At 36.7% G+C, this 19127-nt stretch carries 25 protein-coding genes and 1 other RNA gene; all 26 read right to left on the bottom strand.

The window, feature by feature from the left end; genetic code table 11:
- Positions 1 to 125: 125 nt before the first annotated feature.
- The 26 genes from PCY10_RS08375 to PCY10_RS08250 all read right to left on the bottom strand — a co-directional run bounded on the left by PCY10_RS08375 (position 126) and on the right by PCY10_RS08250 (position 18989).
- Entirely contained in the window at positions 126 to 557 is a 432-nt protein-coding gene (locus tag PCY10_RS08375; protein ID WP_020998234.1) for a hypothetical protein, read from the bottom strand.
- Positions 550 to 1026, bottom strand: a complete 477-nt coding sequence (locus PCY10_RS08370) for a hypothetical protein (protein WP_020998233.1) — start codon at positions 1024 to 1026, stop codon at positions 550 to 552. Before PCY10_RS08370 ends, PCY10_RS08375 begins: the two co-directional genes overlap by 8 nt.
- Positions 1001 to 1585, bottom strand: a complete 585-nt coding sequence (locus PCY10_RS08365) for a hypothetical protein (RefSeq protein WP_020998232.1) — start codon at positions 1583 to 1585, stop codon at positions 1001 to 1003. Before PCY10_RS08365 ends, PCY10_RS08370 begins: the two co-directional genes overlap by 26 nt.
- 9 nt (positions 1586 to 1594) lie before the next feature.
- On the bottom strand, positions 1595 to 3205 hold the full coding sequence (locus PCY10_RS08360) for a T7SS effector LXG polymorphic toxin (RefSeq protein WP_020998231.1): 1611 nt from the start codon (positions 3203 to 3205) through the stop codon (positions 1595 to 1597).
- On the bottom strand, positions 3202 to 3861 hold the full coding sequence (locus PCY10_RS08355) for a DUF4176 domain-containing protein (protein WP_020998230.1): 660 nt from the start codon (positions 3859 to 3861) through the stop codon (positions 3202 to 3204). Before PCY10_RS08355 ends, PCY10_RS08360 begins: the two co-directional genes overlap by 4 nt.
- Before the next feature lie 29 nt (positions 3862 to 3890).
- On the bottom strand, positions 3891 to 4157 hold the full coding sequence (locus tag PCY10_RS08350; RefSeq protein ID WP_020998229.1) for a hypothetical protein: 267 nt from the start codon (positions 4155 to 4157) through the stop codon (positions 3891 to 3893).
- A gap of 14 nt (positions 4158 to 4171) precedes the next feature.
- Entirely contained in the window at positions 4172 to 4597 is a 426-nt protein-coding gene (locus tag PCY10_RS08345) for a DUF5082 family protein (protein WP_041787340.1), read from the bottom strand.
- An 84-nt stretch (positions 4598 to 4681) separates the two neighbouring features.
- Complete coding sequence (locus tag PCY10_RS08340; RefSeq protein WP_020998228.1) at positions 4682 to 4972, bottom strand: WXG100 family type VII secretion target; 291 nt, start codon at positions 4970 to 4972, stop codon at positions 4682 to 4684.
- Between the two features lie 371 nt (positions 4973 to 5343).
- Positions 5344 to 5916 carry a ribonuclease M5 gene (gene rnmV / locus PCY10_RS08335; RefSeq protein WP_020998227.1) on the bottom strand — a complete coding sequence of 191 codons (573 nt, stop codon included), beginning with the start codon at positions 5914 to 5916 and terminating at the stop codon, positions 5344 to 5346.
- Positions 5916 to 6692 carry a TatD family hydrolase gene (locus PCY10_RS08330; protein ID WP_021002344.1) on the bottom strand — a complete coding sequence of 259 codons (777 nt, stop codon included), beginning with the start codon at positions 6690 to 6692 and terminating at the stop codon, positions 5916 to 5918. The genes rnmV and PCY10_RS08330 overlap by 1 nt, the downstream gene beginning before the upstream one ends.
- Positions 6693 to 6826: 134 nt before the next feature.
- Entirely contained in the window at positions 6827 to 6961 is a 135-nt protein-coding gene (gene rpmH, locus PCY10_RS08325; protein ID WP_003026476.1) for a 50S ribosomal protein L34, read from the bottom strand.
- 137 nt (positions 6962 to 7098) lie between these two features.
- On the bottom strand, positions 7099 to 7731 hold the full coding sequence (locus tag PCY10_RS08320; RefSeq protein ID WP_021002343.1) for a hypothetical protein: 633 nt from the start codon (positions 7729 to 7731) through the stop codon (positions 7099 to 7101).
- A 16-nt stretch (positions 7732 to 7747) separates the two neighbouring features.
- Entirely contained in the window at positions 7748 to 8758 is a 1011-nt protein-coding gene (locus PCY10_RS08315; protein ID WP_021002342.1) for a DUF6287 domain-containing protein, read from the bottom strand.
- A gap of 55 nt (positions 8759 to 8813) precedes the next feature.
- Positions 8814 to 9851 carry an RNA-binding cell elongation regulator Jag/EloR gene (gene jag / locus PCY10_RS08310; protein WP_020998224.1) on the bottom strand — a complete coding sequence of 346 codons (1038 nt, stop codon included), beginning with the start codon at positions 9849 to 9851 and terminating at the stop codon, positions 8814 to 8816.
- A 12-nt stretch (positions 9852 to 9863) separates the two neighbouring features.
- Complete coding sequence (locus PCY10_RS08305; protein ID WP_003074737.1) at positions 9864 to 10679, bottom strand: membrane protein insertase YidC; 816 nt, start codon at positions 10677 to 10679, stop codon at positions 9864 to 9866.
- Positions 10663 to 11022, bottom strand: a complete 360-nt coding sequence (gene rnpA, locus PCY10_RS08300) for a ribonuclease P protein component (RefSeq protein ID WP_003074739.1) — start codon at positions 11020 to 11022, stop codon at positions 10663 to 10665. Before rnpA ends, PCY10_RS08305 begins: the two co-directional genes overlap by 17 nt.
- A 256-nt stretch (positions 11023 to 11278) precedes the next feature.
- The gene (glpK, locus tag PCY10_RS08295) at positions 11279 to 12790 is read right to left on the bottom strand and encodes a glycerol kinase GlpK (RefSeq protein WP_301558983.1); all 1512 of its coding nucleotides are present in this window, start codon (positions 12788 to 12790) and stop codon (positions 11279 to 11281) included.
- Positions 12791 to 12942: 152 nt separating this feature from the next.
- On the bottom strand, positions 12943 to 14292 hold the full coding sequence (locus PCY10_RS08290) for a glucose-6-phosphate isomerase (protein ID WP_021002340.1): 1350 nt from the start codon (positions 14290 to 14292) through the stop codon (positions 12943 to 12945).
- Between the two features lie 238 nt (positions 14293 to 14530).
- Positions 14531 to 15778 (bottom strand): hypothetical protein, encoded by a 1248-nt coding sequence (locus PCY10_RS08285; RefSeq protein WP_021002339.1) that lies wholly within the window; start codon positions 15776 to 15778, stop codon positions 14531 to 14533.
- A 203-nt stretch (positions 15779 to 15981) separates the two neighbouring features.
- Positions 15982 to 16848 carry an Rgg/GadR/MutR family transcriptional regulator gene (locus PCY10_RS08280; protein ID WP_301558982.1) on the bottom strand — a complete coding sequence of 289 codons (867 nt, stop codon included), beginning with the start codon at positions 16846 to 16848 and terminating at the stop codon, positions 15982 to 15984.
- Between the two features lie 107 nt (positions 16849 to 16955).
- An RNA gene (ffs, locus tag PCY10_RS08275) (signal recognition particle sRNA small type) lies at positions 16956 to 17042 on the bottom strand.
- A gap of 31 nt (positions 17043 to 17073) precedes the next feature.
- Complete coding sequence (locus PCY10_RS08270) at positions 17074 to 17616, bottom strand: hypothetical protein (RefSeq protein ID WP_021002337.1); 543 nt, start codon at positions 17614 to 17616, stop codon at positions 17074 to 17076.
- Entirely contained in the window at positions 17613 to 18080 is a 468-nt protein-coding gene (gene tadA, locus PCY10_RS08265) for a tRNA adenosine(34) deaminase TadA (RefSeq protein WP_301558981.1), read from the bottom strand. The genes PCY10_RS08270 and tadA overlap by 4 nt, the downstream gene beginning before the upstream one ends.
- Positions 18081 to 18091: 11 nt before the next feature.
- Positions 18092 to 18358, bottom strand: a complete 267-nt coding sequence (locus PCY10_RS08260) for a restriction endonuclease (RefSeq protein WP_253678070.1) — start codon at positions 18356 to 18358, stop codon at positions 18092 to 18094.
- Positions 18359 to 18360: 2 nt separating this feature from the next.
- Positions 18361 to 18687 (bottom strand): restriction endonuclease, encoded by a 327-nt coding sequence (locus tag PCY10_RS08255; protein ID WP_253678069.1) that lies wholly within the window; start codon positions 18685 to 18687, stop codon positions 18361 to 18363.
- 17 nt (positions 18688 to 18704) lie between these two features.
- Positions 18705 to 18989 (bottom strand): restriction endonuclease, encoded by a 285-nt coding sequence (locus tag PCY10_RS08250; RefSeq protein ID WP_235046484.1) that lies wholly within the window; start codon positions 18987 to 18989, stop codon positions 18705 to 18707.
- Positions 18990 to 19127 lie beyond the last annotated feature (138 nt).

Genomic DNA, 19127 nt, shown 5'->3' with positions numbered 1-19127 from the left:
TTGTAATTTGTAACTCATATGCTATTAACTCTTTATCGCAAAACAAGCTGAGGGAAAAATCCCCCAACTTGTTTTATACTACACCTATCACAAGAAACACCATTGTGAGATTAAACATTTGGAGACTACTTTGTATTCATATACTTTTGAGCATATTGTTTATAGTTCGGTTGTTTCTTTTTGTTCATGGCATAAAGCATTGTTCCATATAAATCATCTTTTGATGATGTTGGCTGAATCATTATAGCAATATTTTTATCCTTTTCAGGAAAAATGACAGAATAGTCTTCACCGTTCTGTTCTATTTTATAATAAGTGAGACCTTTTTTAGTTTTTACCGATTTTTGTTTATAAGAAAATTTTTTCTCTCCTACAGTAACACTATCTTTATCAAATGTAATAGTTGAATTTTGACCATTAGCAGTCTGAACCTTCCATTCTCCTTGAAGATAATTAGTATTAGCATGATTGCCAGTAGAACTACTACAAGCTGAAAGAATCATAAGGAAAACTGATAACAGACCTGCTACCACTAAATAAAATTTTGTTTTACGCATTTATTTTAACACTCCTAAACATATTTTGAATTTCTAAATAATCTTTATTTTGAGCTTGTTCTTTCAAACTAACTGTGCCAGTAAAATTAATCATAAATTTTACGTTTCCAGACTCCACAAAAGTAGCAGCTAAAAACTGTGCGAGAGGACCTGAAAGTTCATCAATATAAGCATATTCTTCTACTTTCCATTGATAACCATTTACCTCTTGCAATTCATTTGTGAGATGTTTAATTCCTTCAAGCTTTTCTGTATAATCCTTAAGTTCAGCAGTATAAACATCATAATCGTAATTATGTGCCACAGTTCGAATATTGATTAAAAAATTGGGGGTGAAGGCATTTTCTTTAGGTTTCTTTAACGAAAGGATTGAGCCTGGTAAATTCCAATCCAACCAATCTTCTTCAGCCTCTAATTTTACACTTGGAAACATAGGAAATGCTTCACTTGGAAATTTTTTTATCATCATACTGTTGTTCTCCATTTTTTATATATATTAGTCTATTAATTCTATCATGAATGGTATTGACATTCAAATTTTCTTCTATGTATTCACAAAGCATCCCATTTTCGTAAAATATCTTACTAGGAAGTTTTGCTATAGGGATGTTTGAACATCCAATCATAACAATACTGAACACACCTCCTGGTCCTGTTGCTCTAAGTTCATTACCTTTAAATGTATAGGTGAATGCCCGAAACTCTGTATCATTGTATGCTCCAGAAATTACAAAGGACACTCTCATATCTGAGCCACGACCAAAAGGATAGTTAGTGAAATTTGCATATTTACCAACATATGGGTTCTTTCCAAGTTCAATACTGGTTGTACTTTCAGTTTTGCCTTTTGAATATTCTCTATAATAAATATTCCCTTGTGCTTTATCAAAGTAATAATGATATTGTTTGGCAAAGATTTCATACTGTTTGTTCTTTTTAGCTGAGTTACGTATAGCTAAATAGACAATCAAACCTACAGATAAGAAAATTAATATCATTGCTACTATAAATATAATTGTCAAAGTCATGAATCACTCCTATTTAGAACCAGTAAGCCACTTACCGAAGTCTTGTATATCTTTAAGCGCTGAACCATAATCAAAGTCAGCCTTAACACGGCCTCCAAGGCCTAAACCTAAAGAGGCTCCTAGATTTAAATCAATATCTAGATGACCACCTTCTTTTTTAAAGCTAGCACCAACTTCTCCACCTATACCAGCCTTAGCTGATCCTTCTACACTAAATGTTGTATAAAGCGCCTTGCCATGCGCCTCCCCTTTCGCTTGTGCACCAGCAAAAGCACTGGCATTAGCTGAAGCTGCCACCTCTCCATTATTTTTAACTCCGAAAGAAGCATCAGCACTGGCCTTAGCACCAGCAAAAGCATCTCCAGAAACCCCCACCTGGGCCTGAGTAATTCCATGACTAGTATCTCCTAGAGTAAGATCTGCACTTCCGCTTGCTTCTGCTCCAGCTTTTGCAGAAGCAGAAGCCTTAGCTTCTAACCCTGTTTTATCAAAAGTTACACTACCATCAGCATTCGCCCAAGCACCAGCCATCGCTTCTACTTTGGCATCACCTTTAGCAGCTAAAATACCTGAACCTACAGTAAAACCACCACTTGCAGATGCAGATACACCAAGCATAGCCTCAGCATGCGCTGTTACATCAATTCCATCTTTTGTCAAATTGGCTTTTATATTGGCGGCTGCTTTAGCGCCCACAAAAGCTTTGCCTTCACCATTGAATTTAACGCCTGCAATTTCAAATTCGCCACTAGTATCCAAATCAGCCAAAAATGCTGCCGCTTCTGCACTACCATCAGCATGAAGTTGTCCTTCGTCATCAACCCATATTTTCCCTGATGCCATTGCACGTTTTCCTTTTGAATCAGTAATGAATTTTTTCCACCAAGATATATTTGAACGAACAAAACCATTTAGCGTATTTGATATATTTGCTAAAAGTTCTACAGGAGTCGAATTTGCGATAGCTTCAGCAATTTTGTTAACCCCTTGCAAAAACTCGTTATTATTGTAAAAGCTTTTAGCGTCTGCTGCAGTATAACCGCTGGACGCATAACCTATTAAAGTTTCAATAGTTTGTGTTTGAGAAAGCAGTAAATCTGCAAGCTCAGTTCCCCTTGTCCAGCCGTTAAAACTTTCCATATTTGTTTTTGTATCAGTTAGAATCGTTTTGGCAGCTGCCAGAGGAGTTGTAATCGTTGAACTATCTGGATTTGTCAAAGAGATAATATCCGAAATGGATGAATAGATTGTAGAAGTTTCCGTATTAATAGTAGAGATGCTTGTTTCAATTCCTGAATAATTATCTAAAAGCCCTTGTAAATAATCTGTATCAATAACCGCATCTGCAGCATTCTCAGATACTGTACTTTGAAACTGTTCGATTGTTTTATCATATTGTGCCGATAAGGTTGTCAAAGCATTTGTAAAGTTAGTCAATAAAGGAACTTGATAATTATTAATCTTAGCATCAATAGCTGTTTTAACATCTCCGGTCAAGCTACTTGAACTAGTTAGATTTGTTAATGAATTTTTTGCAGTATCTATTTGACCATTCAAATTTGAAATAGAATTTGCTAAAGCAGTCTTTTGATTATTAACCTCCGTCATATCTATCTTCATGATTGTTCTCCTTTTACATTATAAATTTCTGAGACAATATTGCGACTGAAATAATCCTTGCGGTATTGATTCTCTATGTATTGCTCATCAATAGCGTCACTATATCCTTCTTGAAGTACTTTCTTAATAAAGAAATTAGAAATATATATTGGATTAACATCAGCCCGTAGACCATATGGATAAATACTGACAAGATAATCAATATATTCACGATCTTCTGGTCCTAATAATAGCCTCCGTCCTAAGACTATGGCTAAAAAAGGCATACCTATCTCATTCATTGAAGTAACCAATGCAGCAGGCAATAAGTCTTTATTGAGTTCTATAGTTGTACCTAAAGGTAAGATAGGAGATAATAACAAATCAGTATAAGCCAACCATCTTCTAAAATCAATCATACTCAAAGCCACTTTTGTTTCCAAGTACATGACTTCCACATTATTTTGTTCCCAATGTAATAAGATTTCAATAGAAGAACCTAAAATACCATGATGTGAATATGAATGCTCATGATTAAATAATATTAATTGGAGTTCACGAAAAGCCTCTTCTTGTTTTGCTAAAGAAAGCCCTACTTGTTTTAATACTTCTTTGTCAGCTTCTATGACTGCCAAATGATTCAGCGACATTTGGTAAAGTATATCCATTTCACCCATTCGTTGATTAATCTCCCCTCACCTGTAATTTATCCTTGAGCCTGTGCTTGATTGCTATCATCTGTTACTTTATTTTCTGCCGCTTGATTCATATGAGTGACATCAGTAGAAGTAAAACTTTGTAATTTAGCAACAGCTGTATTAAAACTTGAAATATCTTCATTAAAGCTAGTAAAAGGAGTCATTGTGGTTGTTGTAAATGTCAAGGAGGCTAAATCAACTATACCAGAAACACTAGTGTTTACTGAGCTTGTTAGTTCTGACCAAGCTGAATAATCTGTACCTGTCTTTGTCATTTTCCCTCCCTATTCTATTCAGTATTTGCCGCATTTGCAGATGCCTGATAAGAAAGCATATTACTATATGCTGTATCAGCTGCTGATTGCAAGCTAGTAGATTGAGTTTGTAATTCTGTAATTTTATTTGTGATACTTGTCAAATTTGTGTCATGACTAGTCTTATTTGTCGTAGCAGCAGACTTTGTCGAAGTATACTGTTCTGCGTACTTTGTTTTACGATCCCCTTTGAATTGTGAAGAGTCTTCTCCTTCTATGTCTGACATTTTATCAACAATATCAGTTTGAAAATTATTAATTTGAGTAGATAAATTCGTCTTAGCCGTTTCTAAACGAGAAATTTGAGCATCAATTGCAGCTTTTTGTGATATAGCATTATTATAATTAGCAGATTCTTTATTCGCTAAATCTTGATAATAGGATGCCGAAGTCTCTGACATTCGTATACTCCTCCATTCTATCAATTAAATAAAGAGGCCTAGGACATAATCCCAGCCCTCTACTTTTAGAGTACTATATTATAATTATAAACCAAAGCTCTGTGCATCTGATGCATCCCGTTCAGATACAGTATTTGCATAATTAGTTAATTGTTGGTTAATAGAAGTTAACAACTCTTGGAATTTTACTACATCGCCGTGTAATTGTTCATATTGTTGCAAATATGAATTAAAAGCACTCCCTTTCCAATGAGCTTGCATTTCGCCATTAGCAGTACTAACTGCTTGGATAGCTGTTTCAATTTGGTCGCGAGCATTTGAATACACTGCTGCTTGTGAAACAAGTTCTTCTGGTGATAATGAAATTTCTGCCATGATAGGTCTCCTTTAAAATTAAAGATTTTAAATAATTCTTAAATAAATTATTTTATAAAAATATTATACTCTTTTAATATAGGGTGTCAAGTATAATTTGAAATTTCTACAATTTTGTAAATAAACTGTAATTTTGAAATGTATTTTTTATATAACCAACAGTATTCATAACTGAACTTTTTATGATTGACCACAAAACCACGATTTTTTCAATTCAAGAGTACATAATTGCCCTTGTATTCCGTAAAAACGGCCTGTATCTCAGTATTGATGTCACGGTCCTTATCTGCTCTATCTAGCTGTTTAGCTGCTTGATAACCTATCCCACTATTTCCACCTGTTCTGATACATTTTTTCAGACTATTCCTCTATTAGTTTTCGATTTCTTGATAATACGTCATCACCTTCTCAACTTTTGCTAAACTGATTCCAAATAATTCTAAGCGTTTAAGCAACTGTTTCCCATTTGAATAGCCAATGCGGAGTTCTTCTCCTAAAAATTCACGACGTTTGCGGCTGTCATTGCCTGCCAGAAATCCTAAGCGAATCAAATCTGAACGTGTGATATCAAAATCAGTCTTTTTTTCAAAATTTTTAGTTACCTGAGAAAGAGCGGCTTTTAAATCTTCATAAGAAGCATGCTCGATCCCCAATGACTTCCCTTTATTTTTAGACTTAGGAGCGGCCTCATCACGCCTTAAAAAAGCATGTTGAACACTAGGAATAGCGATCATGATCATCCTACGAATCCGCTCACCATTGACATCTGGGTCAGTAAAAACGATCACTCCATGCAGGTCATGAAGACGTTTAATACGCTTCATATCTTCTTGGCAAATTGCAGACCCTCTCGTTTCGTAAGTTTCTACGTCAAAATACCGCTTGAGATTGGCCGTATCGTCCCGACCTTCCACAACGAGAACCTGAGAAATTTTTTCTTTCATCAATCTTCTTTCAAATTAAATATTCGCAGCGCATTTTCATACGTTACTTGTGCAACTTCTTCTGTTGTCAAACCACGAAGCTCTGCAATCTTGTCTACAACATAGCGAGTATAAGCTGTGCGATTTTCATGACCGCGTTTTGGTACAGGGGCTAGATAAGGCGCATCTGTCTCAACTAAAATCTTATCTAAAGGCAACTTCTGCGCAGCCTCTTGTACATCCAGTGCCTTTTTAAAAGTAACTACACCAGAAAATGAAATCATCATTCCCAGCTGGATAAAGCGCTCTGCCATTTCCAAAGAACCTGAATAAGAATGCATAATGCCTCCACGCGAACCGACACTTTCAGTTTTAATCACCTCATATGTATCGTCTAAAGCATCACGCGTATGCACTACAAAAGGCAAGTTCAACTCTTTTGATAACTGAATCTGTCGGCGAAAAACACGTTTTTGTACATCCTTTGGTGCTGTCATCCAATGATAATCTAGCCCAATCTCACCTAGAGCAATAACGTTTGGATCGTGTGAATGACTGATAATCATCTCTTCAACTTCCTGTGTGTACGTTCCTGCCTCAGTCGGGTGCCAACCAATCGTACTGTACAGTTCCTCATATTGCCGAGATAGTACTAACGACTTTTCAATAGTTTTTGCATCAAAACCTACAATATTCATCTTGGTAACACCGAACTCACGAGCGAAAGCAATCTCCTCAGCTTCTTTTCCTGTAAAATTCTCCACATTGAGGTGGGTATGTGTATCAAAAATGTTCATCTTATATTTCCTCTTTATATCATCTTCTATTATATCAAAATCTTGTAGTAAATGCAGATTGTCTTCTTTGCCATTCAACAAAAAAACCAGCGGTCTCGAGTTTCCGTTGGTTCTCCATCTTGTATTCGTTTGGATTATGCAGCCAAAACTTTGCGTCCTTTACGACGACGGCTAGCAAGCACACGACGACCGTTTTTAGTTGCCATACGATGACGGAAACCGTGTTTGCGCGCACGACGGATTTTACTTGGTTGATAAGTACGTTTCACTTTGAATACCTCCTCTTAGATTCTTGTATTCGTTTAGCCGGCTATTGTGATCAGTTACTAAACATACTTAACTATTCTATATGATTCTGGGGCTTTTGTCAATACTTACTGAAATAACTTTCTCTTTAAAAACGTAATCATAGGCTTCGAGTCGCTTCGTAAAAGGGAATTAAGCTTGTCATGGCCTCCTGCAACTGGGACAGCACCTGATCCCTTGAAGTGGCTTGATAGAGGGGAATATCGTATTTGACCAGAACCTTGCGAGCCTGACCGGCTGCCACTTGCTGGATAAGAAACTGACGATTTTTCTCCGTACCTTCAAAGCGCTGACTCAGGCCATTGATCTGAACAAAATAGTAAGCTGGTGACTGGATAGGCAGATTCAGTACTCGGTTTTGCTTACTAAGGCTATCTTCATCTTTCTTGCGCTCCATGAAACTCACCTCTAGTGACACCCCAAAGTCTTCTGCAGTTCCATACAAGCGCAGAGCAAACATAGGCTCCGTAATTTCCCCATAACCTTTAAGATAATTCCAAAAATGTGGCCGCAGCATCTGCGCCTGATTCATCCACTGACTAGTTCGCTCCAAGGTCAGCTTGGGATAAAGGCACTGAAAATCCTTGACCAAGTCTGCAAACTCCTTACGCGCTGCCTGTCCATTAGCCTTGAACTCCAGCATGGACTTGCGCAACTGGCCTGCCTTATCTGGAGAAATGTACTTGACTCCCTGATGGGGTAGAAAGCTTTCAATAGCTGGAAAAAGTGACATGAGAACTCCTTTCTTTTTACTCTTTATAATAGAATGCTTCTGGGTTATTCACGTTAACGCTTTGCGTAATAAGAATCCTGTCCCTCTTACGATTAGAAGCATCCATTATTTTTTGATTATCCAAAGTCATAGACATATCTATACTAGCAGGAATAAATAAGACGGCTGCACCCGGTCCTCCAAAGGATACTCCACCTTGTAAATAAGAATTAATCATTTTAAAATTGTTTCCTAATTTCAAGTCATTATTAACCAAGCCATTTTTATCAAATACTAATTCATTCCCCCACCCATTTCTCCATGTACCTTCAACACTAGAATAATCTCCTTTTTGGATGGCTCCCAAATCCATTTGGGACGAACTATTTTGTTCTTTCTGATTTCCAACACTTGTCGTTGCTTGGTAGTTTTCTATATCTTTCCACCTTAACGAAGATAGGTCAAGCTCTTTTTTAGAAGCTAACCCAAAAACTGAACCTACGCTTTTTTCAGAATTTGAATCTACACCAGTTATTTGAAAATCTGCTTCTTTTAGCACATCTATACCACTATTATCAGATTTCAGTTGATAAAGATAACCCTTAGCATCTGGACTTAGAGAATGCCATTGAGCATAAGAGACTGTCCCATCTGTATATATTGTGGCGCTTTCTCGACTTCCACCTACTGAAGCTACTTTTGATTGAGCTAAATAAGTTGATGTCCCTTGATTCAAATAATAAACAGCCGCTAAATAATAAACCCCATTAGAATGATGTCCTGTGATTAATTCATCCGTCCCATTTTTATCAATATCATAAAATGTGTATATCTTCGCACGACCTTCAGAAGTATCTTTCTTTAATTTATCCAAAGTCGAAGCATATAATTTTTCATCTTGTGCTACTGAAATCGAAGAACTCTTTTGCTCTTTGTCCAATGTACTCTTACTTGAGTCAGAAGTATTCTCCTGCTTCTCTATTTTCTTTTGACCACAGGCGCCAAGTAGTACTAACCCTAAAATAATTAGAAAAACTCTCTTCTTCATATATCATTCTCCTAGTTTATTACTACAAAAGCCAGCATCTCTGCCGGCTTTCTCTTTATTCACTATCAATATCCACTACAACATAACGGTTTGGTTCATCACCCTCTGAATAGCTGGTAAGTCCATCCATTTTAGAAACGATTCGATGAATAATTTTCCGCTCATTGTTGGACATAGGATCTGTCTTTTGACTATGTTGATATTCTAATACACGGTCAGCTAGCTTTTGAGCGTAGCTTTGTAGAACTTCTGCTCGATGTTCTACATAATCATTGACATTGATAGAAATGTAAAAGCTCTTAGAGTAACGATTATAAAGATAATTCTGTGCTAATAGCTGAAGAGCTTTCAGTACTTTTCCGTGATATCCGATAATGCGGCCAGGCTCATTAGTATCAATCTGCATATTGATTGTACGGCGATTATGAGTACTTGCAAGGCTAGCTTCTACATCCATTTCATCCACGATGTTTTGCACATAGCTTGTCACACTCCCCACCACTTCTTCAAGATCATAATTTTCTTCAACTTGAATGCCTAAATCTTCAAAATTAGCTGACTCTTCATCGATTGGTTGGGTGTTCGAGTGCTTTTCTGCAGCTTGATCAAAAGAAATAATCTTGTCAGTTGGCTTTTCTTCTTGACCGACCGATTTTTGAAAATTTACGATATCGCTATCTTTCAGTAAGTCAATCGTTCCCGTTTCTTCAAGAATCGTACTCGCTTCTTTTTCGTGTTTCAAAATTTCAGCTTTGACATCATCTGAAATTTCTTTACCTTCTTCTTCGATTTTCTTAATCGCTGCCACAACATGTCCTAAATCAACCGTTGCTTCGCTCACACTTTTTACGGGCTCATTTTGCGCATTAATAATATCCGGAACACCTTTGACAGCTCTTTGATTAGCTTTTACTACTGTTGTTTCATTGATAGCCTCAACATCAACTTGAGCCAATTTCTTACCAAATAATCCTAAAAACCCTTTTTTCTCACGTGAAATCACTTTGATATGTGCCTTCATCCGTGGAATATCTAACTCGCGCAAGCCATTTTGAATAGCTTCTTCAACACTCGTTCCTGTAAACAATACCATACAAGCGCCTCCTTACTTTTTCTTTTTTTGTGCTTTGCGATAGGCACGTTTTTTCTTTTCTTCCCGTTCACGCTCAAGCATCGCTTTTGCTTCTCTCTCTGCAATGATTTTATATGGATTGCTCAATAAAAGCGTTTGGAAAACCTGATAAGCATATGATGTGCTCCAATATAAAGCAACCCCACTAGCTACGTTGACCGCAAAGAAAAAGACAAAGACTGGCATGATAAACATCATTCCCGTCATCAAACCATTACGTTCTGCCATTCCTTTATTGCTCAACCAAGTGCTTAAAAAGGTGAATGCAGCTGCTAAAACTGGCAAAATATAATAAGGGTCTGTCGCCCCAAGATTCATCCATAGAAAATGCCCAACTTTAAGAAACTCAACACGAATCAAAGCATGGTATAACGCAATCAGCACAGGCATTTGAATGAGCAAGGGCCAAAATGATGCCGAAGGTTTCACTCCTAATTCTCTATATAGTTTTTGCGTTTCTTGAGCCAGACGATTACGGCTTTCCATATCACGCCCTGGATACTTCGCTTGCAATTCTTTCACCAATGGCTGTGCTTCCTGCATTTTGCGTGAAGCGTTAATCTGCAATTGGAAAACCGGCAAAAGCACCGTCCGAATAATTAAAGTGAAGAGGATAATCCCAATTCCTGTACTTCCATTAAACGAAAGAAACCGAATCGTTACAGCAAAGAGATAGACAAATCTCTCCCATAAATCTGACGAACTCGCTGTGACTTCACTTGTTCCACACGCTGTTAAAATGAAAGAGGCTAGAACTAAGAGCCCCATCAATTTACTTTTCTTTTTCACTACTTAAACCATCCTGATAAATTTTTGCTATTTTTAACACATGAAGCAAGTTTTGTTCTAATTCTTGGTAGGTCAAAATTTCTACACCTTTCCGTGAAATGACAACAAAATCAAGCGCTGCTAACTCTACTTGATGAGTTAACAAAACGTGTCGAATACGTCGCTTAATCTTGTTGCGCATGACTGCATTTCCTAGTTTTTTACTGACGGATATTCCTACTCGAAAATGTTTTTGTTCCTTTTCTAATTTATAAATGACGAATTTTCTGTTGGCAACACTTTGCCCCTTTTTGAAAATTGCATTGAAATCTTTCTCGCTCTTGACGCGATAGCTTTTCTTCAAAACTCAACTCCATCTACCAAAATTATATCTATTATACCATAATTTTCAAAAAAACCAATAAGAGCAAGCATATTCGCCATTTAACCTACTCTCCCTACTTAAACCAAAATGAAGGTTATAAGCTATTTTTCTAAGAATTTAAAGTTCACGTTGTTTTTAAGATCTTAATCCAAAAAGAACAATCAAGATTTGCTCCTAATCGCTCTTTTACAATGACTAATAAATGTTACTTGCATTCACAATCTTGTTTTTTCAACTATTTACTAGTTTCTTTTGCAAAAAATTGTGTCGCTGCAACTGCTGTTTTCCAGCCTTTATATAATTTTTGGCGCTCTAGTTCTGGCATAGTTGGATAGAATATTTCCCCAACCGCATTTAATGTTTTCAGCTCCTCCACATCTTTCCAATAGCCAACCGCAAGTCCAGCTAGAAAAGCCGCCCCAAGAGCCGTTGTTTCCAAATTTGTCGCACGTGCTAACTCAATCCCAAGAATATCTGCTTGAAATTGCATAAGAAAATCATTCATTGCAGCGCCACCATCTACCTTTAGAACTTGGATAGCTGTATCAGTATCCATTTGCATCGTATCAATGATATCGCGTACCTGATAAGCAATGGATTGCAAAGTGGCTTTGATAAAATCTTCTTTACTCGTTCCACGTGTCAAACCAAAAACAGAACCTCTTGCTTCTGGATTCCAATAAGGTGCTCCAAGGCCTGTAAAAGCTGGAACGATATATACTTCATTTTCATTGGTGGAATTTTTTGCATATTTCTCAGATTCAGGTGAATTAGAAATCATGCGCAGGCCGTCACGAAGCCACTGAATAGCACTACCCGCAATGAAAATTGACCCTTCCAAAGCATAAGTCACTTTGCCATTTATCCCATAACCAATGGTTGTCAAAAGATTATTTTTTGATAAATTGCATTCCTGCCCAGTATTCATAATAATGAAAGAGCCTGTCCCATAAGTATTCTTCACCATTCCCGGCTCAAATGCCAACTGACCAAAGAGAGCAGCTTGCTGATCGCCTGCCATTCCTGAAATCGGTACTTCTCCTCCATAGAAATGGTAGGGAACTGTTTTTCCATAAATTTCTGAGTTTGAACGAACTTCTGGTAACATGACTTTTGGGATATTGAGCAAAGATAAAATCTCATCATCACACTTCAAATCCTTGATATTATACAACATCGTCCGCGCTGCATTGGAATAATCAGTCACATGAGTTGCACCATCCGTTAATTTCCATACCAACCATGTATCAATCGTTCCAAAGAGCAATTCCCCTTGTTCTGCTCGTTCCTGAGCTCCCTCTACTTGATCCAAAATCCAGCGTACCTTAGTTGCAGAGAAATAAGCATCTATAATCAAACCTGTTTTTCGATGAAAGAACTCTACATAGCCATCTTGCTTGAGTTTTTCTGCTAAAGGAGCTGTTTGTCGAGATTGCCAAACAATAGCATTATAAATAGGCAAACCCGTTTTCTTATCCCAAACAACCGTTGTCTCTCGCTGATTAGTAATACCAATTGCTTCAATCTGATTTGGCTTAATGCCACTTTCAATAAAAGCACCTGCAATAACCGACTGTACAGAATTCCAAATCTCATTTGCATTGTGCTCAACCCAGCCTGCCTGTGGGAAAATTTGAGTAAATTCTTTTTGACTTGTGGCAACCTTCTCACCTTTTTTATTGAAAATAATCGCTCGCGAGCTAGTTGTCCCTTGGTCAATCGCCATGATATAAGTTTCTTGTGACATAAAGCGCCTCCGTTGTATAATCTGCTTTTATTATACACAATAAAGCGCTTTCTTTCTATCTTTTTCTTCTGTTTTTGTGAAAATTTCACTCAATTATATGCTTGGCGTATAAAAAACGACTCCCTTTCAGAAGTCGTTCCATTGAATACAAATTACAAACGAGCGTTCAATTCTTGGCTCAAGTCTTCAAATCCTGGTTTCCCAAGGAGGGCAAACATATTTTTCTTGTAAGCCTCAACACCCGGTTGATCAAATGGATTAATAGCATTCAAATAACCAGAAATCGCAATAGCAAGTTCAAAGAAGTAAATCGTGTACCCAAGAGTAAAGGCATCTTGCTCTGGAAGTGTTACATACATATTTGGCACATCACCATCTGTATGAGCCAGAAGCACACCATCTGTCGCTTTCTTATTAACGAAGTCAACATCTTTGCCTTGTAGGTAGCCGAGTCCATCTAGGTCTTCTGCCAATTCAGGGATCGTCACGTTCTTGCGTGGTTTATCCACACGTACAACTGTTTCAAACATAATACGCGCACCTTCTTGGATAAATTGTCCAAGAGAGTGAAGATCTGTCGAGAAGTTAGCTGAAGTTGGGTAGATTCCTTTTTGGTCTTTTCCTTCTGACTCTCCAGCCAATTGTTTCCACCATTCTGAGAAGTATTGAAGTGATGGCTCGTAGTTAACCAAAATTTCAGTTGCATAACCTTTGCGGTAAAGGATATTACGAAGAGCTGCGTATTGATAAGCTTCGTTTTCTGCAATCTTGTCTGAAGTGTAGTCTTTACGTGCTGCGTTGGCACCTTCCATAAGGGCTTTGATGTCAGCGCCTGATGCAGCGATCGGAAGCAATCCAACTGCTGTCAATACTGAGAAACGTCCACCGATGTCATCTGGAACCACAAATGTTTCCCAACCGTTAGCATCTGCTTCAACCTTAACAGCACCTTTTTGGCGGTCAGTTGTCGCATAGATACGTTTGTTAGCTTCTTCTTGACCGTATTTATTAATCAAGAGTTCTTTGAAGACACGGAATGCGATGGCAGGTTCTGTCGTTGTCCCTGATTTAGAAATCACATTGACTGAGAAATCTTTATCCGAAACGTATTCCACCAAGTCTGCAAGATAAGTAGATGAAATAGAGTTTCCTGCATATAGAATTTGAGGAGCTTTGCGTTCTTCTTTGGTTTGCAAGTTCGCAAAATGATTGTTCAAGAAGTCAATTGCGGCCTTTGCTCCAAGGTATGAACCACCAATCCCAATCACCACCAAGACATCGCTATCTGATTTGATTTGTTCTGCTGCTTTCAAAATACGAGCAAATTCTTCTTTATCATAGTTTTCTGGAAGGTCAAGCCAACCACGGAAGTCACTTCCTGCACCAGTTCCTTTGCGCAATAGTTCATCTGCTGCAGAAACTTGTGTTTGCATATAGTCCACTTCATGCGGTGCAACAAATTTTCCAAGAACGTTTGAGTAATTAAACTGAATATGTGTCATTATAGTCCTCCAATTTTTCTTCCCTACTATGATACCGCTTTACCACTTTTTTATCAAGCAATTTTCTTGACTAAAACGTTTCCAAATTGTTTTTTTATAGTTAACTTTCAAAAATCGCAATCTCATACCAATCTTGAAAGCAATCGTTTGCGTAAATCAAGAAATAATCACCCACAGAATACTTCTAAAATAAAAAATAGAGGAAAATAAATAGCAGCTTAATCTTAGTTTCTAGAGTTTAACTGATGTCTCCTTTTTTGAGTCGATTATTTTGCAAAGACAGCAAAAGCGCCAATAGTGAACAGACAGCAAAAATAAACCAGCACAAATAGATATTGTAGGCAGAGAGAACTGAAAAGAGGACCGTTCCCAATGGTAAAGAAAAGGTAAATAACAATCCAAGAAAGTTATTACTTTGAGCCAACACATTAGATGGTAAATTAGCCATTAACATAGCATCCAGTTTAGGTGTAGATTTTCCCATTATATAAGCTGAAAAAGCTAAGATAATAATCCCAATGATTGGTGGCAGACCTACTAAATTACTAATGCCAACTAGTCCAAATGAAGAACTATTCATGACAAGCAGAAATGAAAATGATTTTTTTGAAAAATAATCGTGAGGTGTCAAACTTCCTAGAATGGCGCCAACCAATAGAACAACTTCTACAATCAAAAGAGATTGCGCATAAGTAAGATGAAAAATGGTATGTTTTAGAAAATAAAAATTGTAAATACTGTTAATAGCTCCTCCCATCATATTCAAAGTTAAAATCGCAAGCAGCAAGTGAATGAAAGAAGCATTTTCAGATTCTTGAAAAATCAACTCCATATTTTGATAAAGCATTTTAAATTGTGTAAAAAGAGAATTTTTCTCAAAAGTTGAGGTCACAGTTTCATGAATTAACTGACGGCGTTTATGTAGAAGCACCATAGAAGAAATTAAAAATGATAGAGCATTGATCGTAGCAACTAATGCAAAATTATTGGCTGAAATTGCAAGCAACCAAACCCCTACTGTTTGTCCAGTAATGCTACAGCAATAAGTGATAAATTGAGTAAAAGAGTAAGCTTCAAATAACTCATCTTTTTCTAAATTCTTTTGTAAAATCGGCATTCTTAAGCCACCAGCATAGTCACTTAAAACATCTGTCACGACATTTAAGAAACACACAATTGCAAAAACAAGGAAGGTTTTACTAGAAATCAAGAAAGCTACTACTGTAAATAGAATCGCCTGAACAAAGCCTATGACAATCATGAGATCGCCTTTTTTACCTGTCCTATCGGCTTGTACTCCTATCCAAAATGTAAAAAACGTTGGAATAATCGTAATGATATTTGCAATAAATACAGCTATATTTGCGTAGGGTAAACTAGCAGCATAAATCACAAATACAATATTGTATATGTAAGACCCCATTAAATTGAACATTCTTGATAGTGTGATACTTCTATATAGTGCATTAGAAAAAAATAATTTCATATTAAGTTTCCTTTCCAGTCTTTGTATGATTAGCAATAGACTTTCATTGCACTCAGTATATCTTAAAAGGTAACATTCAAACTAAATTTGTCATATATTCAAATCCATTTCAGTAACAAAAAAAGCAAGGAGCATGCTTTAGCCATGATTAGCTAAACCTATTTCCTTGCTTTTAGCTTTCTAACATTCTTCTGATTTGTCATTTATTCAAATTCTTTTAACCATTCGGACATATTTTTAGAGTAATAATTTGCGCTATGCTCACAGCCAATGATTTCAAGAGTTGATATGGCATTTTTCATTCTTGTAAGCCCCTCATTTCTCTGTCCTAAAATATAATCATGCTGTCCATCTGCGAACAAATAGACAATTCGCAAATAGGCTTCATTTTCATCAAAAAACTTTTCTTTTATTTTTTTATCAAAATAAGCTGCTTTATTTAAACTTTTTTTGTCAATTGCTTTAAACAGTCCATTCAGGAGAATGGTGTAGATATAATTTTTATTTTTCTGTAGATCCCCTAAAAAATCAACTCTTTGTAACATTTCTCGAGTGTACCGAAAATAGAGATCAATAGGAAATAAAGCTGCTATATCTGAAAACAATCGCAACTCATATTCTCCCCAGATTTCAACAGAAAAGAAATAATCATATAAAAAATTCAGCTCGACCTCTGTTGCTTGAATGGTTTCATCCAAGAAAAACATGTGACCTTTGATAACAATAGCATTTAGGATATGCTCCTCTTCTTTTTTAGATTGGTATTGATCTATTTCATTGTTGTACATTTCCCATAATGTCTTTATATCCTTCTGTTCTTGAGCCTCCCATAGTTTATTTTTTAGTAGAGTGTATGAAGTAGGCTGAAAGCCACGTACTAAATAAACAAATTCTTCTAGTTCTGTTCTAATATTCTCTAAACCAATTAACAGTTTTGAGGCCGAAATATCTGACGTTCCATTTTCAAACTTACTGAGCATGGAATATGAAAACTCCTCTCCAGTTGCTTCCTTAAGAGAAATGTGCCTCCCTGTTCGTAGTTCTCTAAAAATCTCTCCCATGTAATACATCTGTCTTTTCCTTTCTCAGAAATGATACTGATTTATAACTAAACACTATTTTTGAAGAAGTTTTTCAATTCTTCAACACGCGCTTTAACAATTGTTCCTATTCTTCAAAATAAAAAGAGCACACAATTCACACTCGCTTAGGGCTGCTGGATTCCTCCCCTGACCCGCTTCACGCAGAATTGTTGCTCCGATAAGTATTATACCATAAATTTGTTTTTATGCCAATTAAGATTTTCCCTTCATCCAAAAAGAAAGGGAAAATAAACAGATAAATAAACCTAGAATCGCTGGCACCACAATTGTTAAACCAGCTCTCCCACTATCTAGATAAGACCAAAGGATTTTCAAAAAAGCTGTAAGAATCAAAAGTATTGCCAACAATTTCCAACTATGGAGCCAAGTTGCTCTAATCAGGAGCAGAAAGAAACTAATCACCAAAAAGACAAATAAAATTTTTTTGAGATTCCAATCCGCCTGTAAAAAATCTTGCTCATAAGTTAGAAACTCTTTTACCAAAGGAGAAGTCGTCTTTGGTTCCCAAAACCAAATCATACTGGTAAAAAGAGCAAAGATGCTAGCAGAAATTCCAAGAAGGCTCTTTCGATAGGAAAAATAGATAATCGGTAAAATGAGAATCGGACGGATATACCAAGATAACTGATTTTGATGACGTGTGAAAGCCCAAGCTTGAAATTCTACATTCCCTATCAGCAACCCAATAAACAACAATGTCAAAAGAAAGAATAAAATACTTAGCCAACGTTTCATCTCTGTCTCCTCTTTCTAAAAAAATCTTGCATCATCTGAGCACATTCTACCTCCAAAATCCCAGTTTCCAGTTCAACTCGGTGATTAAGACGTTCATCCGTTAGAATGTCATAAAGACTGCCTGCTGCGCCGAATTTTGGATTCTTTGCACCATAGATAACTTGTGGAATGCGAGCCAGACCAATAGCACCACTGCACATGACACAAGGTTCAATAGTGACAAAAAGGGTCGTATCCAGCAGACGCCAGCTATGCTCATGCTGATTGGCTTTCTCAATTGCCATCACTTCCGCATGCATGACCGCTCGCTGCAATTCCTCACGTGCATTATGTCCACGGCCGATAACCTTCCCGTCCTTGACAATAGCACAACCAATCGGAATTTCATCATTAGCAAGCGCAATCTCTGCTTCTTTCAAAGCCTCCCGCATAAAAAATTCTTTTTCTTCAACTGTATAGTTCATCTTTTCACCGTCTAATCCTCTGTATAATAAAAATCTCCTAATTCATAAGTCGTGACTTCCTTGACATGAAGTTTATATTTGGCAACTAGATCCGCAATATCCTCGCTATTGATTAAAGTAATGACTCTAGTCCCTTGACGAGCTGCTTCAATAGCACTTCTTGAAAAATCAGAAGTTGTAATAAAAATACCATATTCTGCATTGTATTTATCCATTGCACCGCGGAATTTATTAATCTCCAGAGAAGGAACATTGTTTTCCCAACGCTTTGCTTGGATATCTACACGATTGGTTCTGAAGTCATCTGTACTAGTAATATAAAACCATCTAAACCACCATCATTAGTATAACTAACCTCAATTTTTTCATCTAGTTTGACACCCATCTCCTTGACTAGACCACGAGCAAAAGTTTCAAATTTTTGTGGTGACATAGATTTTAAAGCTCTCGTCAACTCAACTCTCCAATTTTCTTTTGAGTCATCTAGTGAATGTTTTAATTCCTTTTCAAAGGATAACTTAAAGAATTGTTTTAACTTCTTCTCATTTTTCCAAAATTGAATGGCCTTCTGTTGAATATCGCTAGCAAAATGCTCATCCAGTTTCACTTTTCTACCTAATTCTGTCAATTCAAAAGTCGATTGCTTTGGTTTAGAAAGATAACCCGTGGTAAGCAAACTTTTGGCAGAAAAATCAAAAGTGTAATCACTAGGTTTATAAATTTTCCACTTTTTTGAGACACTTTTTCTTCCTCAAAAAAATTCTCATCTATCGTATTTTCTCCCTTTTTAATAGCATCTAGCAACTCTCGTTTGGTTGCATAGCCACCTAGCTTTTTTAAATTCCTGATAATTTTACTTATCATTATTTTTTCCTGTTCTTTATTAGACAAATCTGTAAAGTTCATCATTTATCTCCTTTGTTCTCCATTTATTATATCATGTTATAAACCCGAAAATATAAAAAAAGCCACCTTTCGATGGCTTTCAGGAGATTATTATGAAAAAGTTTAGGATTTCTATCAAATAAAGTTAGGAGGTCTTCATCT

This window comes from Streptococcus sp. SI1 (genome assembly GCF_030439945.1).
Taxonomy (GTDB): domain Bacteria; phylum Bacillota; class Bacilli; order Lactobacillales; family Streptococcaceae; genus Streptococcus; species Streptococcus intermedius.
The sequence above is the reverse complement of the archived record's forward strand: the minus strand, read 5'-3'. Positions and strand labels throughout refer to the sequence as shown.